The following is a 208-nucleotide window of genomic DNA, read 5'->3' on the forward strand; positions in this document are numbered from 1 at the left end:
CCCGTGTCCTTGATGCGCAGCTGCAGGTGGTCGCCGCTGCGCGTGATGGCCAGGTCCGCCGCGCCGATGCCTTCCTTGAAGCGCAGCACGTCCGTGGTGCTGCCCGCGTCGCTTTCGGCAATCAGCCCGTTGTAGGTGAAGTCCCGCTGCTGGTTGCGCAGCAGGTCGTTGCCGTCACCCCGGCCGAACAGATACACGTCGCTGCCCG

The 208-nt window shown here is 67.8% G+C and carries 1 pseudogene; it reads right to left on the minus strand.

Annotation, left to right across the window (positions count from 1 at the left end):
* A pseudogene (locus ACY0MJ_RS22560) lies at positions 1-208 on the minus strand (hypothetical protein); the annotation flags it as partial.

Source organism: Ramlibacter sp. bp-362 (assembly GCF_054956735.1).